The sequence below is a fragment of the Prevotella sp. tc2-28 genome, assembly GCF_900107705.1.
Lineage (GTDB): Bacteria > Bacteroidota > Bacteroidia > Bacteroidales > Bacteroidaceae > Prevotella.
This window is the reverse complement of sequence record NZ_FNRE01000012.1, coordinates 1-14,911: the sequence shown is the minus strand read 5'-3', so window position 1 is coordinate 14,911 and position 14,911 is coordinate 1. Positions and strand designations below refer to the sequence as shown.

Annotated in this window: 11 protein-coding genes, 1 rRNA gene and 1 pseudogene; 11 read left to right on the top strand and 2 right to left on the bottom strand. The window is 50.5% G+C overall.

Annotated features, from left to right (window positions below; genetic code table 11):
* Positions 1-4 precede the first annotated feature (4 nt).
* From BLU47_RS10900 to ftsZ, 11 genes are read left to right on the top strand one after another with little or no spacing between them, the layout of a single operon-like run.
* A complete protein-coding gene (locus tag BLU47_RS10900; protein WP_176780553.1) occupies positions 5-469 on the top strand; it encodes an FtsL-like putative cell division protein in 465 nt (154 codons plus the stop codon).
* A gap of 4 nt (positions 470-473) precedes the next feature.
* A complete protein-coding gene (locus BLU47_RS10895) occupies positions 474-2,606 on the top strand; it encodes a penicillin-binding protein (RefSeq protein WP_091962446.1) in 2,133 nt (710 codons plus the stop codon).
* Positions 2,607-2,632: 26 nt separating this feature from the next.
* Complete coding sequence (locus tag BLU47_RS10890) at positions 2,633-4,090, top strand: UDP-N-acetylmuramoyl-L-alanyl-D-glutamate--2,6-diaminopimelate ligase (RefSeq protein WP_091962441.1); 1,458 nt, start codon at positions 2,633-2,635, stop codon at positions 4,088-4,090.
* Positions 4,091-4,129: 39 nt separating this feature from the next.
* Positions 4,130-5,401: a phospho-N-acetylmuramoyl-pentapeptide-transferase gene (locus BLU47_RS10885; RefSeq protein ID WP_091962439.1), complete on the top strand. Its 1,272-nt coding sequence runs from the start codon at positions 4,130-4,132 to the stop codon at positions 5,399-5,401.
* On the top strand, positions 5,398-6,729 hold the full coding sequence (gene murD, locus BLU47_RS10880; RefSeq protein WP_091962436.1) for a UDP-N-acetylmuramoyl-L-alanine--D-glutamate ligase: 1,332 nt from the start codon (positions 5,398-5,400) through the stop codon (positions 6,727-6,729). Before BLU47_RS10885 ends, murD begins: the two co-directional genes overlap by 4 nt.
* Complete coding sequence (locus BLU47_RS10875; protein ID WP_091962435.1) at positions 6,730-7,968, top strand: FtsW/RodA/SpoVE family cell cycle protein; 1,239 nt, start codon at positions 6,730-6,732, stop codon at positions 7,966-7,968.
* A 58-nt stretch (positions 7,969-8,026) separates the two neighbouring features.
* Positions 8,027-9,139: an undecaprenyldiphospho-muramoylpentapeptide beta-N-acetylglucosaminyltransferase gene (murG, locus tag BLU47_RS10870; protein WP_091962594.1), complete on the top strand. Its 1,113-nt coding sequence runs from the start codon at positions 8,027-8,029 to the stop codon at positions 9,137-9,139.
* Positions 9,140-9,152: 13 nt separating this feature from the next.
* Positions 9,153-10,529: a UDP-N-acetylmuramate--L-alanine ligase gene (gene murC / locus BLU47_RS10865; protein ID WP_091962432.1), complete on the top strand. Its 1,377-nt coding sequence runs from the start codon at positions 9,153-9,155 to the stop codon at positions 10,527-10,529.
* A gap of 36 nt (positions 10,530-10,565) precedes the next feature.
* A complete protein-coding gene (locus BLU47_RS10860; protein ID WP_091962430.1) occupies positions 10,566-11,324 on the top strand; it encodes a cell division protein FtsQ in 759 nt (252 codons plus the stop codon).
* A 22-nt stretch (positions 11,325-11,346) separates the two neighbouring features.
* The gene (gene ftsA / locus BLU47_RS10855) at positions 11,347-12,795 is read left to right on the top strand and encodes a cell division protein FtsA (protein ID WP_091962427.1); all 1,449 of its coding nucleotides are present in this window, start codon (positions 11,347-11,349) and stop codon (positions 12,793-12,795) included.
* A 25-nt stretch (positions 12,796-12,820) separates the two neighbouring features.
* A complete protein-coding gene (ftsZ, locus tag BLU47_RS10850; RefSeq protein ID WP_091962425.1) occupies positions 12,821-14,155 on the top strand; it encodes a cell division protein FtsZ in 1,335 nt (444 codons plus the stop codon).
* Positions 14,156-14,226: 71 nt separating this feature from the next.
* Here the strand turns inward: ftsZ and BLU47_RS10845 are convergent.
* Positions 14,227-14,337 (bottom strand): annotated as a pseudogene (locus tag BLU47_RS10845) (N-acetylmuramoyl-L-alanine amidase); the annotation flags it as partial.
* A 267-nt stretch (positions 14,338-14,604) separates the two neighbouring features.
* Positions 14,605-14,717: ribosomal RNA gene (gene rrf, locus BLU47_RS10840) — 5S ribosomal RNA — on the bottom strand.
* Positions 14,718-14,911 lie beyond the last annotated feature (194 nt).

The window sequence follows — 14,911 nt, the reverse complement described above, 5'->3', positions numbered from 1 at the left end:
CAATATGACAGAAACAGACAACATCATAGAGGAAGAGCAGCCCCTTAAAGGACAAGAGGAAACATCCGAAGAGGCTCCTGAGAAGACCTTGAAAGAAGCACTGCAGAAGATCAAGGAGACAGCCAAGGAAGAGGACCCACATCCTTCCCAGCAAATCAATCTGCGTGCCATTCTGGGTGGAGACTTGCTAACCACCCAAATCGTGCGCTCACAAATCTGGCTGTTTGTACTGATTGTGGTCTTTACCATTATCTATGTGGCTTTCCGCTACCAGTGTCAACAGGACATGATTACTATTGACCGCATGGAAGGACAGCTTAAAGACGCTAAGTTCAAGGCCCTCAGCGCATCGAGTACACTCACAGAGAAATGCCGTGAGAGTCATGTGCTTGACATCCTCAAACAAAATAAGGACTCGCTGCTTCATCAGGCAGACCAGCCGCCGTTTATAATCGAAATACCCGAGTAGAGATATGAGCAAGTTCGACAACGACAAAGTGATACCGCGCTACATGGCGGTTTCCATCATCCTGACGCTCATTGGTTTTGCCATCATTGGCAAAGCCTTCTACACCATGACTGCCAAAAAGCAATACTGGACGGAGGTAGCCGACCGTCTGAAACGTGACTCTGTCAGTGTCAAGCCTAACCGAGGCAACATCCTCAGCTGTGACGGTCAGCTGATGGCTACCAGTATTCCAGAATACAAGATATTTATTGACTTCCAAGCCGCAGCCTTTGAGGACGACTCTCTCTGGGACGAAAAAGTAGACTCTGTCTGCGAGGGCCTCAGTCACATTTTCCCCTACACCGCACACGAGTTCAAAGTACTGTTGGAAAAGGGAAAGAAAAAAGTCAACAGTAATGGCACCGTCGGTGCACGCCACTGGCCCATCTATCCTCGACGCATCGACTACAACACCTATGTCGAGGTGAAGAGCCTACCTTTCTTTAACATGCCCAAATACAAGAGTGGTTTCCACGAAGAGGTCTTCAATGCACGTCGCCGCCCGTTCACCACACTGGCTCAGCGCACCATCGGTGGTCTGTATGGTGCCAAGGACTCTGCCTACTTCGGACTGGAACTTGCCTACGACTCTATTCTGCGTGGCACACCAGGTATCACCGGACGCCGTAAGGTCTTGAACAAATACATGAATATTCCCGTCACCTTACCCATCGATGGTGGTGACATCGTGACAACCATTGACGTGAACATGCAGGACTTGGCAGAACGCGCCCTGCTCGACGAGTTGAAGCTAGTCAACGGAGAGATGGGTGTTGCCATCTTGATGGAAGTGGCCACAGGCGACGTGAAAGCCATCGTCAACATGCAGCGTTATCATGACAGCGAGGGGAATCCTTACTATGCAGAGACCGTCAACAGTGCCATTAGCTACCGCTGTGAACCCGGTTCCGTATTCAAGGTGGCGTCCTTCCTCGTTGCCCTTGACGACGAGCTACCCATCGGAGGTCATAAGATAGACACCAGTTACGTCATTCACACGGGTGGCGGTGTCATGCCCATGTACGGACGAGAGATGAAGGACCACAACTGGCGTCGTGGCGGCTATGGCGACATCAATATGGCACGCACGCTGGAAGTCAGTTCCAACATCGGCGTGAGCCATGTCATTGATAAAATATACCACGATCAGGCTGAGCGTTATGTCAAAGGGCTCCACCGCATTGGTATCGCAGAGGACTTGAAGTTGCAGAACATCCTGCCTGGCTATCGTCCGCCACTCATCCGTATGCCTAAGCGTAAGAAGAACGGTCACTACGACGACAACTGGTATGCCACCACCTTGCCCTGGATGTCTATTGGCTACGAAACGCAGATTGCCCCGATTAATACGGTCACTTTCTACAATGCCATTGCCAACAACGGCAAGATGATGCGTCCGCGCTTTGTCAAGAAGGTCGTCAAGAACGGTGAGGTTATCAGGGAATTCCCGCCAGAGGTCATCAAGGAGCGCATCGCCAAGCCCAAAGCTGTCAAGACCATGCAGACCATTCTGGAGCATGTCGTCAGTCAGGGACTTGGTCGTAAGGCTGGTTCCCGCCTGTTCAAGGTCGCTGGCAAGACGGGTACGGCACAGGTATCACAAGGTAAGGCCGGTTACAAGAGCGGTACCGTACAATATTGGCTGTCGTTTGCCGGTTATTTCCCTGCAGACAACCCACGCTACTCCTGCATCGTCTGCCTCAAGAAGTCTGGCCTGCCTGCTTCGGGTGGTGGTATGAGCGGTGTCGTCTTCCACCATATCGCAGAAGGTGTCATGGCACGTAACCTGAAGATGAGTGTCGAGGATGCGCGCGATGAGCATTCTGTGTTCATTCCAGAAGTCAAAGATGGCAACAGCAAAGATGCCAACTATGTACTGAATAAGTTAGGCATCAGAAAACGCATGGCGAATGACGTAAAGACGAAACAGGACATCACTCCTAACGTTGTCGGCATGGGTGCCAAGGATGCTGTCTATCTGCTCGAAAGTCACGGACTACGTGTCAAGCTGGTCGGCAGAGGAAAGGTAAAGAAGCAGAGCTACCCAGCTGGCAAGGCCATCACGGAAAACAGCGTGTGCATACTGACATTAGAATAATTCTTCCTATTAATATAAATAAGTATATGAAATTAAGCGAGCTGCTCAAACTAGTCAAGCCTATGACAATCATAGGGAGCACCGAGACAGAAATCACGGGTGTTAACATCGACTCACGAAAGATAAAGGAGGGACACCTCTTCGTGGCTATCAAAGGAACGCAGACAGATGGTCACCGTTTCATCCCGAAGGCATTGGAACTAGGTGCTATTGCCGTGCTGTGCGAAGACATTCCCGAAGACTGTCTGCCAGGCATCACCTATGTACAGGTCTCGTCTACAGAAGAAGCTGTTGGCCCTGTTGCTACGGTGTTCTACGGAGAGCCCTCGCAACACTTGAAGCTAGTAGGCGTTACCGGAACGAACGGCAAGACAACCATTGCCACCTTATTATATAATATGTTCCGTAAGTTTGGGCATAAATGCGGACTGCTCTCGACCGTGTGCAACTACATCGAAGGAGAAGCCATTCCCGCTGATCATACAACACCAGATCCTATCGAACTAAACCGTCTGCTGCACATGATGGTGGAAGCCGGCTGTGAATATGCTTTCATGGAATGCTCCAGCCATGCCATCGCACAACAGCGCATTGGTGGACTGAAGTTTGCCGGCGGACTGTTTACCAATCTTACTCGCGACCACTTGGACTATCATAAGACCTTTGAGAACTACCGTGATGCGAAGAAAGCATTCTTCGACAACCTCCCCAAAACAGCCTTTGCCATCACCAATGCCGACGACAAGAACGGCAGTGTGATGGTGCAGAACACCAAAGCGCAGATAAAGACTTATTCGACCCGTTCGATGGCTGACTTCCGCGCCCGTATCATCGAGTGTCATTTCGAGGGTATGTATCTGGAAATCAACGGTCATGAGGTGGGTGTGCAGTTTATCGGGAAGTTCAATGTCTCCAACTTATTGGCTGTCTATGGGGCTGCCGTCATGTTAGGCAAGAAACCCGAAGACATCCTCCTTGTACTGAGTACCCTGAAGAGTGTGGCTGGTCGTCTGGAGCCTATCCGTTCCGAGGATGGTATAACGGCTGTTGTCGACTATGCACATACACCTGATGCTTTAGAGAATGTACTCAACGCCATTCACGAAGTGTTGGAAGGCAAGCAGGGCAAGGTCATCACTGTCTGCGGTGCCGGCGGCAACCGTGACAAGGGAAAGCGTCCATTGATGGCTCAGGAAGCCGTCAAACAGAGCGACCGTGTCATCATTACCTCCGACAATCCACGCAACGAGGAGCCTCAAGACATCATCAACGACATGCTGGCAGGTCTCTCACCCCAGCAGATGAAGAAAGTGGTTTCTATTGTTGACCGTCGCGAAGCCATCCGTACAGCCTGTATGATGGCAGAGAAGGGTGACGTTATCCTCATCGCAGGCAAAGGCCACGAGGACTATCAAGAGATAAAAGGTGTGAAGCACCACTTCGACGACCGCGAAGTCGTACGTGAGATTTTCGGTAATGTCTAAATAGTAAATTGTAAATCGTCAAATTTGTAAATTGATAATATGCTATACTATCTCTTCCGTTTCTTAGAGCAGTTCAACATTCCGGGTGCACACATCTGGTCTTATATATCATTCCGTTCACTGCTCGCACTGATTATGTCGCTGCTCATCTCAGCATGGTTCGGTGAACACTTCATCAGATGGATGAAGCGTCGTAATATTTCGGAGACAGCGCGTGACCCAAGCATCGACCCCTTTGGTGTTGAGAAGAAAGGCGTGCCCACCATGGGTGGCATCATTATCATCGTGTCCATCCTAATACCAGTTTTGCTATTAGGCCGTATGCGTAACATCTACCTGATACTGATGATTATCACCACGGTATGGCTTGGATTCCTCGGTTTCATGGACGACTATATCAAGATTTTCAAAAAGAACAAAGAGGGTCTGAAGGGGATTTACAAGATTATCGGACAGGTAAGTATCGGCTTTATCGTAGGACTCACGCTTTGGCTTAGTCCCGATGCTGTGATTCGTGAAAACGTCTCGCAGGTCAAGCAGGGCCAGGAGATCGTCATCAGTCATAAGACAGAGCCTGTCAAATCATTGCAGACCACGATTCCGTTCTTCAAGAACCACAACTTGAACTACTCAAACATCATGTCGTTCTGCGGGAAGTACAAGACCGCAGCCGGCTGGATTCTGTTTGTCATCATGACCATCGTCGTCGTCACTGCCGTTTCCAACGGTGCCAACCTCAACGATGGTATGGACGGCATGTGTGCAGGCAACTCCGCCATCATTGGTGTGGCTTTGATGATCTTCGCCTACGTCTCGTCGCATATCGTCTACGCCGCCTATTTCGATATCATGTATATCCCTCATTCTGAGGAGCTTGTCGTCTTCCTGAGCGCCTTCATCGGTGCCGTTGTCGGTTTCCTGTGGTACAATGCTTATCCGGCACAGGTCTTCATGGGCGACACGGGCTCTCTGACTATTGGCGGCATCATCGGTGTATGTGCCATCATCATCCATAAAGAGTTGATGCTCATCACTTTGTGCGGCATCTTCTTCATCGAGAGTCTGAGTGTCATCATCCAGACGCAGTGGTTCAAAATACAGAAGCGCAAGGGCAAGCGTGTGCGCGTCTTCCGTGCCACACCCATCCACGACACGTTCCGACGTCTGGACTCACAGTTGGATGCCACAAGCACTTATATCCTGAAAGGGTGGCCTAAACGCCCATTCCACGAGTCGAAGATTACCTCCCGTTTCTGGATTATTTCGATTATATTAGCAGCATTAACCATCATAACATTGAAAGTAAGATGAGCAAGATTGTCATTTTAGGAGCAGGAGAGAGCGGAGCAGGCGCTGCCGTTCTTGCCAAGAAAGAAGGATTTGAGGTCTTCGTCAGCGACATGTCGAAGATCCACGACAAGTATAAGAAACTGATGGACGACCACCAGATATGCTGGGAAGAAGGCCAACACAGTGAGGAGAAAATCCTGGATGCCGACGAGGTTATCAAGAGTCCGGGCATCCCTGACACAGCACCCATGATTCAGAAGATCAAGGCACGTGGCATTCATATCATCAGCGAAATTGAGTTTGCCGGACGCTATACACATTCCAAGATGATTTGTATCACAGGGTCTAATGGTAAAACGACGACAACGAGTCTCATCTACCATATCTTCAAAAAAGCTGGCTACGATGCCGGACTAGCCGGCAACATCGGAAACTCGCTGGCACTACAGGTCGCTGAGGACCCGCATGAATACTACATCATCGAGTTGAGCTCGTTCCAGCTCGACAACATGTACGATTTCCGAGCCAACATCGCTATCTTGCTAAATATCACACCAGACCATCTTGATCGCTACGATTTCAAGATGCAGAACTATGTCGATGCCAAGATGCGCATCATCCAGAACCAGACACCTCAAGATGCGTTCATCTACTGGAACGACGATCCTATTATCAAGAAAGAGCTGGAGAAATATAACATCAAAGCCATTCAATATCCTTTCTCCGAACTAAAAGAGAACGGGACAATCGGCTACATCGAAGAAGGACAGTACAAGATAGAGAAGCCAGAGCCTTTCAATATGGAACAGGAGTCTCTCAGTCTCACGGGTAAGCATAACATCTACAACTCACTGGCAGCAGGTATCGCTACGAATATTGCGGGCATTCAGAAAGACGTCATACGTCAGGCTCTCAGCGACTTCCCCGGCGTGGAACACCGCTTGGAGAAGGTCTGCACCGTACGTGGTGTTCAGTATATCAACGACTCGAAAGCCACTAACGTCGATGCATGCTGGTACGCACTGGAATCCATGAAGACCAAGACCATCCTCATTGTTGGCGGTAAGGACAAGGGTAACGACTACGACCCTATCAAGCCGCTCATCCGTGAAAAGTGTGCCGGTCTGGTATACCTGGGAGCAGACAATCAGAAGTTGCACGATAACTTCGACTCATTGGGCATTCCCGTACGCGACACGCATTCCATGAAGGAGTGTGTACAGGCCTGCTACGAGATGGCTGAGCCGGGCATGACGGTACTCCTCTCTCCCTGCTGCGCCTCTTTCGATTTGTTCAAGAACATGGAGGATCGTGGTGAACAGTTTAAGGAATTAGCAAGAAACTTGTAAATGGAAAAGAAGATAGGCAGAATCTTTAAAGGCGACAAGGTCATCTGGATGGTGTTCTTCTTCCTCTGTATGATCAGTATCGTGGAGGTCTTCTCGGCTTCCAGCGGACTGACGTATAAGAGCCAGAACTACATTGGACCGATTGTCTACCATGCCGGCACCATTATCGTCGGTGTCGTCGTCGCCATCGTGACGCTGAACATCCCCTGTCGCTATTTCAAGCTGATGACGCCGTTCCTCATGCTCATCTCCCTCATTACCCTGCTATGGGTGCTGTTGGCTGGAACCAAGGTGGGTGATGCCGGCCGTTGGATCAACCTGTTTGGCTTCACTTTCCAGCCTTCTGAGATTGCCAAAGGTACGGTGGTGCTTATCGTTGCCCAGATATTGGCTGCCATGCAGCGCGAGGGCGGTGCTGACCGCAACGCCTTCAAGTGGATTATGCGAATCACCATCCCTGCCTGCTTCCTCATCGGATTAGAAAACCTCTCCACTGCTGCATTGCTTTTTATGGTCGTACTCATTATGATGTTCATCGGACTTGTCCCCATAAAGCAATTGGGCAAATTGATAGGTATCATCGCACTAGCAGGCGTATTTGCCGTGTCCATGGTGATGATGGTAGGACACGATGCGGCAGAGGAGAATAATGAATTGACAAAGGTTGAACAGACAGACCAGCCCAAAAAGGAGAAAAGCGCCATCGAGAAGATGTTCCACCGTGCAGACACCTGGAAGAGCCGTATCAAAAAGTTCGGCAGGCCTAAGCCCTCGCCACAAGATTACGACCTCGACAAAGATGCACAGGTGGCACATGCCAACATCGCCATCGTGTCAAGTGGCATCATCGGCAAAGGACCAGGCAAGAGCACCGAACGCGACTTCCTATCGCAGGCATTCTCCGACTTCATTTATGCCATCATCATTGAGGAACTGGGACTCCTCGGAGCTGCCGCTGTAGCATTCCTTTACATCATCCTCCTATACCGCTGCGCCCGCATCGCGTCGCGCTGTGAGAACAACTTCCCTGCCTTCCTGGCCATGGGGCTCGGACTGCTACTGGTCATCCAGGCGGTGTTCAACATGATGGTGGCTGTTGGACTGGCTCCCGTGACAGGTCAGCCACTGCCGCTCATCTCGAAAGGAGGTACGTCCACAATCATCAATTGTGCCTATATCGGAGCCATCTTGAGTGTCAGTCGGTCGGCAAAAATGAGGAAAGAAGAAAATATCGGCTAAAATATGCCAAGAAAAGAAATTTAATTTGTACTTTTGCAAGCATAACAATATCAAAGAAATTATGAGCGAGTTAAGAGTCATTATCAGCGGTGGTGGAACTGGAGGCCATATCTTCCCTGCCGTATCAATAGCGAACGCCATCAAAGCCTTACGCCCTGATGCTAAAATACTTTTCGTCGGTGCGTTAGGACGCATGGAGATGCAGCGGGTCCCCGCTGCCGGCTATGAGATTAAAGGACTGCCCATCCAGGGATTTGACCGAAAAAACCTGCTCAAGAATTTCAAGGTACTCTTCAAAATCTGGAAGAGCCAACGCATGGCTAAACAGATTATCAAGGAGTTCCGTCCACAGGTTGCTGTAGGCGTAGGCGGATATGCCAGCGGACCCACGCTGAACATGGCTGCAGCCAAAGGCATCCCTTGTCTGCTACAGGAGCAAAACTCCTATGCAGGTGTCACCAACAAACTGTTGGCAAAGAAAGCCAGCAAGATTTGCGTGGCTTATGAAGGCATGGAACGCTTCTTTCCTGCAGAGAAGATTATGCTCACAGGAAATCCTGTGCGCCAGCAGTTACTTGACACCCACATTTCCCGTGATGAGGCGCTTGCCGCTTTCGGACTTGACACGACCAAGAAGACCGTGCTCATCGTGGGGGGAAGCTTAGGAGCACGCACACTGAACGAGAGCGTGTTACAACACCTCGACCTGATTCGTCAGAGTGAGGTTCAGTTTATCTGGCAGACGGGTAAGTATTATAGTGCTGAGATTAGCGAACGTATGAAGGGACAAGAGCTACCCAACCTCGTCGTCACTGATTTCATCAGCGACATGGGTGCGGCCTACAAGGCTGCCGATGTGGTGGTCAGCCGTGCCGGAGCAGGCTCTATCAGCGAGTTCTGTCTCTTGGGCATTCCCGTCATTCTCGTTCCTTCGCCCAATGTAGCTGAGGACCATCAAACCAAGAATGCCATGGCACTGGTTAACAAACAGGCTGCCATTTACGTGAAGGATGCTGATGCTCCCCAACAACTTATCCAGATGGCTCTCGACGTGGTTCGTGATGCCGCCAAATTGCAGAGTCTCCACGAGAACATCCTGAAGATGGCGTTGCCTGCATCGGCAGAGATTATCGCCAAAGAAGTGATAAAACTGGCTGAGAAAGCCCATTAATGCAATTAAACCAATGGAACTGAAAGATATCAAAGCTGTCTATTTCGTAGGAGCAGGCGGCATCGGCATGAGCGCCATCGCCCGCTATTTCCTGAAAAAAGGACTTGTCGTAGCCGGTTACGACAAAACCCCTAGCACCCTTACCCGTCAGTTGGAGAAGGAGGGTATGCTGATTCATTATGAAGAGGACATCAACCAGATTCCCCATGCTTGCAAGCAGTCGCAGTCATGCCTCGTCATCTACACACCGGCTATCCCGCAGGAACATCAGGAGCTCTGTTTCTTCCGTGAGAACGGCTTTGAGATACAAAAACGCGCACAGGTATTAGGTACACTGACACGTCAGCATAAGGGACTTTGTGTGGCTGGCACGCATGGTAAGACGACGACGTCGACCATGTGCGCCCATATCATGCACCAGAGTCATCTGGATTGTAACGCCTTCCTGGGAGGTATCTCTAAGAACTATGGTACAAACTACATTCTCTCTGACTCCGACTTCGTGGTCATTGAGGCTGACGAGTTTGACCGTTCTTTTCACTGGCTCTCTCCGTTCATGACAGTCATTACATCTACGGATCCAGACCATCTGGACATCTACGGCACCAAAGAGGCTTATCTGGAGAGTTTCCGCCACTATACGGAACTCATACAGCCGCAGGGGGCGCTCATCATTCACCGTGGACTGGAGATGAAGGAGAACTTGCCCGAGGGTGTTCGCCGCTACGATTATGCACTGAATGAAGGCGACTTCCACGCTGACAACATCCGCATCGAGAATGGTGAGATCACATTCGACTTCATCTCACCCGTTGAGTCGGTGAAGAACGTTCGTCTCGGGCAACCCATCCCCATCAATATCGAGAATGCCATTGCCGCAATGGCTATGGCTCAGCTGGCTGGATGTACTGCCGAGGAACTGCGCTACGGTATTCAAACCTACAGAGGTGTCGACCGTCGCTTCGACTTCAAAATCAAGAACGACAAGTTGGTATTCCTCTCCGACTATGCCCACCACCCGAAGGAAATCTACCAGAGTGCCAAGAGCATCAAGGAACTGTATAAGAACCGTAAGATCACGGCTATCTTCCAGCCCCACCTCTACACCCGTACACGTGACTTCTACAAGGACTTTGCCGACGCACTGAGTCAACTCGACGAGGTCATCCTCACCGAGATATACCCGGCTCGCGAGCAACCCATCCCTGGCGTCACCTCGCAGCTCATCTACGACAACCTGCGACCAGGCATTGAGAAACAGATTATCCGTAAGGACGAGGTCCTGGAACTGTTAAAGCAGCGCACCTTCGATGTGCTCATCGTACTGGGTGCCGGCGACTTGGACAATCAAGTTCCCCAAATGACGCAAATCCTCAATAGTAAATTGTAAATTGTCAAATAGTAAATTGTCAAATCGTAAATAAACATGGCTTTCAGTTGGAAAAAAACCGCTATCCTGACAACAGACATGGTGCTGGGCATCTATCTGGTATTAGCCGTCACGGCATTTAATACCCCTGACGAACTGAGCCATGTGTGTGACAAAGTCAAGATCAACATCGAGGAAAGCAGTTCCAAGGGATTCCTCAATGCCAACGATGTCAAGATTCAGCTGCAACAGGCAAGGCTTTACCCATTGGGCGACGTGATGAAAGATATCAACCCGCGCAAGATAGAAGAGTCCCTGCTGAAAAATCCCATTGTTGACAAAGCACAGTGCTATAAGACACAGACTGGACACGTCATCATCAATCTGGTACAGCGCCTGCCTGTCATCCGCATCAAGGCCGACAATGGTGAAGACTACTACGTCGACGAATTTGGCAATATCATGCCTGAGACGAGCTATGCCAATGATCTCGTAGTCGCCACGGGAGCCATCAACAAGAAGTATGCCCAGAAGTTCCTCACGCAGTTTGGCAACTATCTCATCAAACACCCGCTGTGGCGCAGTCAGATAGAACAGCTTAACATCCTGCATGACGGCAGTGTAGAAGCGATACCACGCGTTGGCGATCATGTCGTCTACCTCGGCAAACCCGTCAACATTGACAAGAAATTCTCCCGCCTGGAGAAGTTCTACCGCTATGGACTGAGTCAGGCTGGCTGGAACAAATACTCCTATATCAGTCTGGAATTCGACAACCAGATTATCTGCAAGAAACGCAAATTCACAACAATGTAAATCGTAAAAACATAGTATAAAGATGCCAAAGGATTTTATCGTAGCTATCGAGTTGGGTTCATCTAAGATGACCGGTATTGCAGGCAAGAAGAACCTTGACGGCAGCATTCAGGTGCTGGCATGTATCAAGGAGGACTCTTCATCATGTATCCGCAAAGGAGTGGTTTATAACATCGATAAGACTGCCCAGTGCCTCACCAACATTATCAACAAGATGGAAGGTCAGCTCAAGACCACCATCACACAGGTCTATGTTGGTGTAGGAGGCCAGTCTATTCGCTCTATTCGCAATGTGATTTCCAAGGACATGAACATTGAGACACCCATCTCACAGGAGATGGTCATTGAACTGATGGATGCCAACCGTAACATGAAATACCCTGACCAGGAGATACTTGATGCCGCCGTACAGGAGTACAAGGTGGACTCGCAGTATCAGCTGGATCCGGTCGGCATTCCATGTTCACACATTGAGGGCAACTTCCTCAATATCCTGCAGCGTAAGACGTTCTACAAGAACCTCAACAGCTGCTTTGAGGCTGCTAACATCAATGTGGCAGAGATGTATCTGGCACCGCTGGCGTTGGCAGACAGCGTACTGACGGAGACGGAGCGCCGTTCGGGATGTGCACTGGTCGACATGGGTGCCGACACGACCACCGTCAGTGTCTACTCAAAGAATGTCCTGCGCCATCTGGCAGTCATTCCCTTGGGTTCTAACAACATCACCAAGGACATCGCTTCTCTCCAGATGGAGGAGACTGATGCCGAGAAGATGAAACTGAAATACGCTAGTGCATACACGGACAATGCTGAGATTGACAACAACCTGAAATACTCCATTGACCAGGATCGTCAGATTGAGGCACGCAAGTTCATTGAGATTGTCGAAGGACGTCTCGAGGAAATCATCGCCAACGTATGGTGCCAGGTGCCAGAGGAGTATTGCGACAAGTTGCTCGGAGGTATCATCCTGACGGGTGGTGGTTCTAACATGAAGGACATCGAGAAGGCTTTCCAGAACTATACGCACATCGACAAGATTCGCATTGCCAAATTCGTCACACAGACTATCACCTCTACCCTCTCCGACATCAACGCCCACGACGGCAAACTGAACACAGTGCTCGGACTGTTGGCGAAGGGTGACATCAACTGCGCTGGCGATGAGTTCGACCCCAACGGCAACCTCTTTGCCACACCGAAGCAGCAACAGACGGAGACCTTCACTGAGCGCCGCGCCCGTCAGGCTGTCGAGACACCAGCTGGTGTCGTTCGCACGGTCGACGAGATTCGTCGTGCCGACGAGGAGGCTCGCCGCCAGAAGGATGAGGAAGACCGTATCGCCCGTGAGAAGGCGGAAGCTGAGGAGCGTGAGCGTCAGCGCATCAAGAAGGAAAACTCCATCTGGAACAAGATGTTCAAAGGTTTGAAGAGCTTTGGCGAGAAGGTTATCAGCGACGAGGAATAATTCATTAACCAATCAGACAACGATTATGGACAACAACATACTATTAGATTTCGGTGAGCCCGAAAAAGAGAACAGCATCATCAAGGTGATTGGTGTTGGTGGCGGTGGCGGTAACGCTGTTAACCACATGTATCGTGAAGGTATCCACGACGTGACCTTCGTACTCTGCAACACAGACGCACAGGCACTGAATGACTCGCCTGTTCCCGTTCATCTGCAACTGGGCAAGGAAGGCCTTGGTGCCGGCAACCGCCCCGCAAAGGCACGCGCTGCTGCAGAAGAAAGCGAGGAAGATATCAAGAAGGTGTTGAACGACGGAACACGCATGGCCTTCATCACCGCCGGCATGGGTGGTGGTACCGGAACGGGAGCTGCTCCTGTCATCGCCCGTGTTTCCAAAGAACTGGGCATCCTCACCGTCGGCATTGTCACCATTCCATTCCGCTTCGAGGGTGATCGTAAGATTGACCAGGCACTCGACGGCGTGGAGGAGATGTCAAAGCACGTCGACGCTCTCCTTGTCATCAACAACGAGCGTCTGCGCGAGATATACCCTGAGCTGACCGTGCTCGACGCCTTCGGAAAGGCTGACGACACGCTGAGCGTGGCTGCCAAGTCTATTGCGGAGATCATTACCGTTCACGGACTCATCAACCTCGACTTCAACGATGTGAAGACCGTGCTCAAGGATGGTGGCGTAGCCATCATGTCGACAGGCTATGGCGAGGGAGAAGGTCGCGTGCGCAAGGCTATCGACGATGCCCTTAACTCGCCGCTGCTCAACGAGAACGATGTCTTCAACTCCAAGAAAATCCTGCTCAGCATTTCTTTCTCCGGCGGAAAGGACGGCAAGGAATCGCTGATGATGGAGGAGATGAACGACGTCAACGACTTCATGGCGAAGTTCGGCAACGACTTCGAAATCAAGTGGGGACTAGCCACAGACCCCGAACTGGGCAAGAAGGTGAAGGTCACCATCCTTGCTACCGGCTTCGGCATCGACAATGTCGACGGCATGTCTAACCACCGCCAGCGCCAGAACACCATCGAAGAGGCTACCCGACTGGCTGCCGAACAGGAGGCTGAGGCACAGCGTCAGGACCGTCGTAACCGCTTCTATGGCGGCGACAGCACCACGCGCCGCTACAAGCGCCGTCCGCACATATACCTGTTCCGTCCGGACGACCTCGACAACGACGACGTCATCTCTGCCGTTGAACAGACGCCCACCTACAAGCGTACACGTGAGATCCTGGACAGCATCTACCAGCAAGCCACTGGCGAAGATTCACAGGCAGCTTCACCTGCTGACAACGCACCGAAGTCGGAAGCCATCCAGGGCACCATCAAGTTCGGATAACGCGAAGACCGCACAGCACAAACATAAACATCCCCGCCACCCTAGAAATGGTGACGGGGATGTTCTTTTTATCACGGCTGCAGGTCTTGATATTCCGCAGCTACATTCGCTATACACGGACAATCCTTATGTGGATTCAGGTCGTGATGACCGACTATCAGTGTGCGTGGGTAGCGCAGTCGGAACAGCTTTTCGAGTTTACTTTGATCTGTCATACACTCTTAATACACACGAAAACCGATTAACTAAACCCCTTCTGGCTAGTATTTTGTGCTAAGTTTCGAAAAAAGACAAAAAAAGCCCCCGACAAGACCGAAAATCGGATGCCGAGGGTGAAAGTCTTAAACAAGTTAGTACCCTGAACTATCCACCTGATCTAAAAAACCGCCAAATCTAAGAACAAACAAAAGCGTCCTGTCTCATGGCTGAAACAGGGCGCTTCAAGAAAAAAGTGGCGGCCTCCTACTCTCCCGCATTGCATTGCAGTACCATCGGCGCAAGCGGGCTTAACTTCTCTGTTCGGAATGGGAAGAGGTGGGACCCCGCCGCAATAACCACCTGATAAATCTTCGAATTAGGAATTAGTAATTAGTAATGAGTAATTATGATTACCCAATCCCATCACATGTCCTCCTAACCGTATAGGTGACAATCTTCACAAGCAAGCCAGAGATGTCGATTCGTTACCAACACCTGAAAAGATGACTGCGGCAAAAGCTCTCGGGCAATTAGTAAGGCTCGGCTTTGACGTCACCG